This window comes from Streptomyces sp. NPDC055025 (assembly GCF_053608565.1).
On record NZ_JBSGVS010000134.1, the window covers coordinates 1 to 7334 of the forward strand.

Annotated in this window: 6 protein-coding genes and 2 pseudogenes; 5 read left to right on the forward strand and 3 right to left on the reverse strand. The window is 67.8% G+C overall.

The features are described 5' to 3' along the window. Positions 1 to 45: 45 nt before the first annotated feature. From ACWGDX_RS38965 to ACWGDX_RS38975, 3 genes and pseudogenes are all read right to left on the reverse strand, one after another. Complete coding sequence (locus ACWGDX_RS38965) at positions 46 to 651, reverse strand: N-acetylmuramoyl-L-alanine amidase (RefSeq protein ID WP_453633515.1); 606 nt, start codon at positions 649 to 651, stop codon at positions 46 to 48. Between the two features lie 202 nt (positions 652 to 853). Beyond that, positions 854 to 1411, reverse strand: coding sequence for an exonuclease domain-containing protein (locus tag ACWGDX_RS38970; RefSeq protein WP_453633517.1), 558 nt, complete (start codon positions 1409 to 1411; stop codon positions 854 to 856). A 158-nt stretch (positions 1412 to 1569) separates the two neighbouring features. Then, positions 1570 to 2007 (reverse strand): annotated as a pseudogene (locus ACWGDX_RS38975) (SPW repeat protein); the annotation flags it as partial. Positions 2008 to 2497: 490 nt separating this feature from the next. On the opposite strand from ACWGDX_RS38975, the gene ctaD reads away from it, so the two are divergent. The 5 genes and pseudogenes from ctaD to ACWGDX_RS39000 all read left to right on the forward strand — a co-directional run bounded on the left by ctaD (position 2498) and on the right by ACWGDX_RS39000 (position 7281). Further along, a complete protein-coding gene (ctaD, locus tag ACWGDX_RS38980; protein WP_453633519.1) occupies positions 2498 to 4228 on the forward strand; it encodes an aa3-type cytochrome oxidase subunit I in 1731 nt (576 codons plus the stop codon). A 126-nt stretch (positions 4229 to 4354) separates the two neighbouring features. After that, positions 4355 to 4696: a hypothetical protein gene (locus ACWGDX_RS38985; RefSeq protein WP_453633521.1), complete on the forward strand. Its 342-nt coding sequence runs from the start codon at positions 4355 to 4357 to the stop codon at positions 4694 to 4696. Between the two features lie 9 nt (positions 4697 to 4705). Then, positions 4706 to 4837, forward strand: a pseudogene (locus ACWGDX_RS38990) (peptidoglycan-binding protein); the annotation flags it as partial. A gap of 365 nt (positions 4838 to 5202) precedes the next feature. Next, positions 5203 to 5637: an SSI family serine proteinase inhibitor gene (locus ACWGDX_RS38995; RefSeq protein WP_453633523.1), complete on the forward strand. Its 435-nt coding sequence runs from the start codon at positions 5203 to 5205 to the stop codon at positions 5635 to 5637. Between the two features lie 291 nt (positions 5638 to 5928). Further along, on the forward strand, positions 5929 to 7281 hold the full coding sequence (locus tag ACWGDX_RS39000; RefSeq protein ID WP_453633525.1) for a M14 family metallopeptidase: 1353 nt from the start codon (positions 5929 to 5931) through the stop codon (positions 7279 to 7281). Positions 7282 to 7334 lie beyond the last annotated feature (53 nt).

The window sequence follows — 7334 nt, forward strand, 5'->3', positions numbered from 1 at the left end:
AGGCGATATTCCGGCCGCGCCACCGCGGACCAGCGGATCAGCGGATCAGCGGTTGACCAGTTCCAGGTAGCGGTCCCAGTTCCAGTACCGCCCCGGGTCGGTGTGCGTGGCACCCGGGACCTCGCTGTGCGCGATGACATGGTCCCGGTCCTTCGGCAGGCCGTACCGGTCGCAGACAGCGGCGGTCAGCGCCGCGGACGACTCGTAGAGCGCGTCGGTGAAGTACTTGGGCCGGTCCACCCAGCCCTCGTGCTCGATTCCGACACTGCGGGTGTTGTAGTCCCAGTTGCCCGCGTGCCAGGCGATGTCCTTCTCCCGCACGAACTGGGCGGTGTATCCGTCCGCCGAGGCGACCATGTAGTGCGCGGAGACCTTCTTGGCCGGGTTCTGGAAGATCTTCCTGGCGTTCTGGAACGACACCTGCGTCACATGGATGATGACGAACTCGACCGGATACGCCGAAGGGCGGCTGGACACGGTGTAGTTGGAGGCGCTGGCCGGGATCCAGTCCGGGACGGTACGGACGGTGCCGCGCCCTTCACCGGCCCGCGCGACGGCGGAGGCCGTGGCCACCGAGAGGGACGTGGCGCCGAGATACGCCCCGGTGCGCAGTAACGTACGGCGCGTCGGGCCGGATTCGCCGGTTTCCATGGGGATCTCCCGGAGGTGCGTGGCCGTAGCCGTACGGGTGGTGACGCGCGTAGCGCTGTCCCGCCTCACGTGTCCCCCGGAGAGGGGGCGTTGGCGGCGCGTGCAGCGTACCCGGGCACCGGAGAGCCGCCCTTCGACCGACACGCGTCTCACCCGTCCGGGACCGGCAGGCATCTCACCCGTCCGGGGAAGACCGTCCCGCTCAAGGCCATTCGTCCCGGCGTGCGAGTGCGAGTATCAGCGCGGCGATGTTCCACGCGTCGTCGTCGCCACGGTGGTGCCGGCCCTCCAGCGGAAGTCCCGCGATGCGCAGCGCCTGGGCCATCCCCGGCCGTGTGCGCAGTCCGTGTGCCGCGGTGAAGACGAGTTTGGCGTTGGTGTGCCGCTGCCCGAAGGGGTACGTGGCACTGCTGGTCCGGCACTGCCTGGCGAACTGGCGCCGGTCGTAGTCGCCCCAACTCGCCCAGGGGCGCAGACCGGCCGAGTGCTCCACCGCGAGCAGACGACAGGCCTCGGCGAAGCCGAGGCCTGTGTCCACTTCGGCCTGGGTCAGGCCGGTCAGCTCGGTACAGAAGTCACTGACCTCGGACCGCACGGGCCGTACGAGCACACGGTGCCGCTCGATCCGCTCCCCCGCGTCGAGGTCGACGACGGTCAGTCCGATCTCGATGATCTCGCTGACCGCGCCGACCGGAGGCGTCCCGTCCCAGCAAGTGGCTTCCACGTCAACGACGTTCAGCAGTCCCCCGGAGCCGCGCATGCCGCCGATCGTAGAGGGAGGTTCACCTGTCGGTCACCTCATTTCGCTTGTGGGGGTCCGAATCGGCCTTCCTGCGTAGACCCGTATCGGCCCTCCTGCGTAGACCCGAGCCGCCCTTCCTGCGTGGGCCCGAGCCGGGTCTCCTCCGTGGTGCCGAACCGGCGCTTGCCACTCTTCATCGCCGCGGCCGCGCACAGCAGACCGAGCAGGAAGGTGAGAGCGCCGATGACGACATTGCTCCAGATGATGCCCTTGTCGGGACCGCTTCCCACCACCCACGGAGACACAATCAGCCACACTCCCAGGAGGCACATGGCCCAGCTCAGCCCGTACATCCTGGCCGGCGCCCTGGTGAAGCCGAGCGCCAGCACGACGATCGCGATGCCGATGATCAGATTGTGGACCGTCAGCGATCGCTGAGTGTTCGAGAAGTGCAGGATCCACGGTGACAGCGCGCAGTACAGACCGACGAGAAACACCGGTCCGTCCACGAGTGCCACATCGCGTCCGCCGAGCATGCGCGCGTAACGCTCCTGCATCTCGGGGACATCGGGATGACCGGCAAGGTCCCCCCTCGCATGTGAGACGTCGGCCATACGACTCGCCTCCTTCGTTCGCCGCAAGTCAGACCGCGATGCGCGACACCGAGTCGCGCCCAATCCATTCTGCGCGCTTTGTCGGTTTTTGTTAAACGCAAGCCTGTTCGCACCCGTCACCACCACCGCACGAACGGGGCGTACGCGAGGCCGAACACCCCTGGACAGCGAGCAGATGTCCACCCAAGGTGACGGAGTGGTCACATCGGGTGGACGCCGGGATCGGGCCTGGGCGTCGAGGCGCACACGGTGGCACCCGCGTACGCCGTCCGCCCTATCGGGTGAAAGTCATGTCGCGGCGGCTGACGGAAGAGGCACCGGGGCCGATGACCGGGTTCGCCGCCGTGGCCCGGGAGTTACGCGCCCGCGACAGGCGCGTCGGCGGTCCGCACGACGCGCCGGGAAGGAAGTGGTCGCGCCGGGCCGGTGAAAGCGACGCCATGCTGCTTGCCGAGTCCCCACCCCAGGCGTTGACCGGAGGAACGTTGCAGTGACGACGACAGGCACGGAAGAGTCGGCCGAGGCCGAGGACGCCTATGAGAACGAGGTGCCGGTACGGCGCAAGCATCCGGGCACTGTCATCGTCGGATGGCTGACGACCACAGATCATAAGACGATCGGCACGCTCTATCTGGTCACGTCGTTCGGGTTCTTCATCATGGGCGGTGTACTGGCGCTCTTCATGCGCGCCGAGCTGGCCCGTCCCGGCATCCAGATCATCTCGCACGAGCAGTTCAACCAGGCCTTCACGGTGCACGGCACGATCATGCTGCTGATGTTCGCGACGCCGCTGTTCGCGGGGTTCACCAACTGGATCATGCCGCTCCAGATCGGCGCGCCCGATGTCGCCTTCCCCCGGCTGAACATCCTCGCGTACTGGCTCTATCTGTTCGGCTCGCTCATGGTGGTCGCGGGCTTCCTCACCCCCAACGGCGCCGCGGACTTCGGCTGGTTCGCCTACTCCCCGCTCACCGACGGGGTCCACTCGCCCGGTGTCGGCGGTGATCTGTGGATCATGGGGCTGGCCTTCTCCGGCTTCGGCACGATCCTCGGCTCGGTCAACTTCATCACCACGATCGTCTGTATGCGTGCCCCCGGTATGACGATGTTCCGGATGCCGATCTTCACCTGGAACGTACTGCTGACCGCCCTGCTGGTGCTGTTCGCCTTCCCCGTGCTGGCCGCCGCGCTGCTCGCCCTGGAGGCGGACCGCAAGTTCGGCGCGCACGTCTTCGACCCGGCCAACGGCGGCGCCCTGCTCTGGCAGCACCTCTTCTGGTTCTTCGGCCATCCGGAGGTGTACATCATCGCCCTGCCGTTCTTCGGCATCGTGACGGAGACCATCCCCGTCTTCAGCCGTAAGCCGGTCTTCGGTTACATCGGGCTAGTGGGGGCGACCATCTCGATCGCGGGGCTGTCCATCACGGTGTGGGCGCACCATATGTTCGTGACCGGCGGTGTGCTGCTGCCGTTCTTCTCCTTCATGTCCTTCCTGATCGCGGTACCGACCGGGGTGAAGTTCTTCAACTGGATCGGCACCATGTGGCACGGCTCGCTCTCCTTCGAGACACCCATGCTCTGGTCGATCGGCTTCCTGGTCACCTTCCTCTTCGGCGGGCTCACCGGTGTCCTGCTGGCCTCGCCGCCGCTGGACTTCCATGTCTCCGACTCGTACTTCGTGGTGGCGCACTTCCACTACGTCGTCTTCGGCACCGTGGTGTTCGCGATGTTCGCCGGATTCCACTTCTGGTGGCCGAAGTTCACCGGCAAGATGCTCGACGAGCGGCTCGGGAAGATCACCTTCTGGACGCTCTTCGTCGGATTCCACGGCACCTTCCTCGTCCAGCACTGGCTGGGCGCCGAGGGAATGCCGCGCCGGTACGCGGACTATCTCGCCTCCGACGGATTCACCATGCTCAACACGGTCTCCTCCATCGCCTCGTTCGTCCTCGGACTGTCGATGCTGCCGTTCTTCTACAACGTCTGGAAGACCGCCAAGTACGGCAAGAAGGTCGAGGAGGACGACCCGTGGGGCTATGGGCGTTCACTCGAATGGGCGACTTCCTGCCCGCCGCCGCGGCACAACTTCCTCACCCTGCCGAAGATCCGCTCGGAATCCCCGGCGTTCGATCTGCACTACCCGGCCATCCGGACACTCGACGAGGCCATGAACCGGCACGGCGACTCCACGACCGTGGCGCCCGGGGACAACCAGAAGTAGGAACGAGCGCCGGCCGCGGGCGGGAAGTCGCCGGTCCGGGGCGGGCGGTCGTACCCGGCCAGGAAGTCGCGCGCGAAGCCGTACAGGCACGCGAGCGCGAAGCCGTACCGGAGCGAGGAGGAATACGTGGAGCCCGACCAGGAGAGCGCCCTTGGTCTTGTCCGGATCGAGGGCTATCTCCTGTGGAGCGCCGAGGTCGGGGACGCCCGTACCCGGGCTTCGCGCTTCTGCGAGCGGTTGCCCTGGCTGACGACGGCCCAGCGCGAGGACGTGGAACGGGCCTATGCCGCGGACCGGCTGGCACTGTCCAGGGCCACACTCGTCCAGGTCTCGGAGCGTGCCGCCGAACTGCGTGACGAGTACGCGGAGCGCTACCGCCGGCTCAGAACTCGCTGTGTGGCGGCGGCCGTTGTCGCGGTGGGCGCGGCGAGCGGCACCTTTACGGCGGTCGCCTTCCTCGTCCGGTGACGCCGCGGCTCGGGCACGGCGAGCTCCATCGAGCCGTGTTGCGACGGCCACTCGACTCTGCCGGGCCCGCTGTGCCACGAGGTGATCGCCAAGGACGGTTCGGTCCATCCCGTCGGCAACGGACGGGCCGACCACGCGGGGCCCTCCGTGCGGCTTCACCACGGAATCGATGCGCGAGCGGATCAAGGACCAGCTCGCCGCCGCCCCCACCACTCCTCCCAGGCCCCCGGCGCCGAAGCCCCCGACGGCAAATGAACAGATCTTACAATCGATGGCTCAAGTAGCTCCTCGACCTTGGTATTACTTGATCGAATGCGGTGCGGGGCTCCCTTCGGTCCGATCTCGGAGCCACTCCCCCCACAGGTCCAAGCCGATCGGGTGACGGCAACCCGCGGTGGCGCCGTCACTCGGAGCGACGAGATTTGGTGGTGGCGCCGCGCATTCCGGGTCCGGGCGGGCAAGACTGCCTGCGTTTTACCGATCCCCTCGACCCAAGGAGTGTTTGCATGCGGTCCATCGCAAGAGGTCTGGCGCTCACGGCCACCGCACTGGCGTTCACCACCCTGCCCGGCACCGGCGCGGCGAGCGCGGCACAGATCAGCGCGGAGGGTCTGTACGCCCCGTCCGCGCTGGTGCTCGGCATCACGGCGGGAGACAACACCACGACCGGTGCGGTGCTGCGCGCCGTGACCCTGAACTGCGCGCCCACGGCATCGGGCACCCATCCGGACGCGACCGGCGCCTGTGCGGAACTGCGCACCGCCCGAGCCCAGTTGGACACCATCACCACCCGGGGCTCACGCGCCGTGTGCAGCAAGGAGTGGAACCCGGTGACCGTGACGGCCGAGGGCGTCTGGGAGGGCAAGCACTTCTCGTATCGGCACACCTTCGGCAACCTGTGCGCCAAGGACAGCGGAAGCGGCGCGGTCTTCGACTTCTGACCCCGGCCGCGACCCCACGTCCACCCCCGCCCCCACGTCCACCTCCAACCCGCTCCGGTCCCCCTCCCGGAACCTCCGGAGCCGGATGTCCGGCCGCGACGCGCTCCCGCCCCCGTACCGCTCACCGGGCGGCGGGAGCCGCCGCGAGCGGGCCCGTACGGTACGCCGATTCGGCGCTCTTGACCGGCTCATGTCATGCCCTCAGGATGACCCCGGACGGCCCGACTTCACCCATCCCGCACAGGGCGCGTCGCAGCAGTACCCCCCACACCTCCACCCCCGGGAGACTTCATGCGGCTCCGAACACGCGCGAGCGGCGGCACCGGCCGCAGACGGACAGCGACCCTGGCCGCCCTGCTGACCCTGGCCCTCGGCGTGACCGCCACGGCCACCAACGCCGATTCGGCTCCTCCGTCCGCCGCCGCCAGGGCCACGGCGGCCGACGAGGAGATCCGGCAGTACGAGATCCATATGCACGCCACCTCCGCGACCCGTACCGCGCTCGCCAGGACCGGTGTGACGATCGACGAGTCGGACAGCGAGACCGTGGTCGTCTCCGCCGACCCGGCGCAGGCGAAGAAGCTCCGCGCGCTCGGCTACGAGCCCACACCGCTGGGTGCCGTCCCCGACCGCACCCTCAACGGTGTCGTCGAGCCGTTCGACTTCCCCACCGCCGACTCCCGCTACCACAACTACGCGGAGATGACGAGCGAGATCAGCGGTGTCATCGCGGCGTACCCCGGCCTGGTGAGCCAGCGGGTGATCGGCACCTCGTACCAGGGCCGGAACATCGTCGCCCTCAAGATCAGCGACAATGTCGCCACCGACGAGAACGAGCCCGAGGTCCTCTTCACCCACCATCAGCACGCGCGTGAGCACCTCACCGTGGAGATGGCGCTGTATCTGCTCAAGGAGCTGACCTCCGACTACGGGACGGACTCACGGGTCACCAATCTCGTCAACAGCCGTGAGATCTGGATCATCCCGGACGTCAACCCGGACGGCGGTGAGTACGACGTCGCGACCGGCTCGTACCGGAGCTGGCGCAAGAACCGTCAGCCCAACTCGGGCTCCAGCGCGATCGGTACGGACCTCAACCGCAACTGGGCGTACCGGTGGGGCTGCTGCGGCGGCTCCTCCGGCAGCCCGTCCTCGGACACCTACCGGGGCAGCGCCGGTGAGTCCGCGCCCGAGGTGAGGGTCGTGGCGAACTTCGTACGCGGCCGGGTCGTCGGCGGTGTGCAGCAGATCAAGGCCGGGATCGACTTCCACACCTACAGCGAACTGGTGCTCTGGCCCTTCGGTTACACCACCGCGGACACCACGACCGGTATGACGGTGGACGACCGCAACGCCTTCGCGACCGTCGGCCAGAAGATGGCCGCGAGCAACGGCTACACCCCCGAGCAGGCCAGTGATCTCTACATCACGGACGGCTCGATCGACGACTGGCTGTGGGGTACGTACAAGATCTTCTCGTACACCTTCGAGATGTACCCGTCGTCGAGTTCGGGCGGCGGCTTCTACCCGCCCGACGAGGTGATCGACCGCGAGACGAGCAGGAACCGGGACGCGGTGTTCCAGCTGCTGGAGAACGCGGACTGCATGTACCGCTCCATCGGCAAGCAGGCGCAGTACTGCTGATCCCGCCCCGATCCCACGGGCGCGTGGACGCCCCTGCCACCCGCGGGGGCGTC

Excerpts from the sequence above, each read along its gene's own strand:
- ACWGDX_RS38965 (WP_453633515.1), bottom strand. The coding sequence starts at position 651 with ATGGAAACCGGCGAATCCGGCCCGACGCGCCGTACGTTACTGCGCACC.
- ACWGDX_RS38970 (WP_453633517.1), bottom strand. The coding sequence starts at position 1,411 with ATGCGCGGCTCCGGGGGACTGCTGAACGTCGTTGACGTGGAAGCCACT.
- ACWGDX_RS38995 (WP_453633523.1), top strand. The coding sequence starts at position 5,203 with ATGCGGTCCATCGCAAGAGGTCTGGCGCTCACGGCCACCGCACTGGCG.
- ACWGDX_RS39000 (WP_453633525.1), top strand. The coding sequence starts at position 5,929 with ATGCGGCTCCGAACACGCGCGAGCGGCGGCACCGGCCGCAGACGGACA.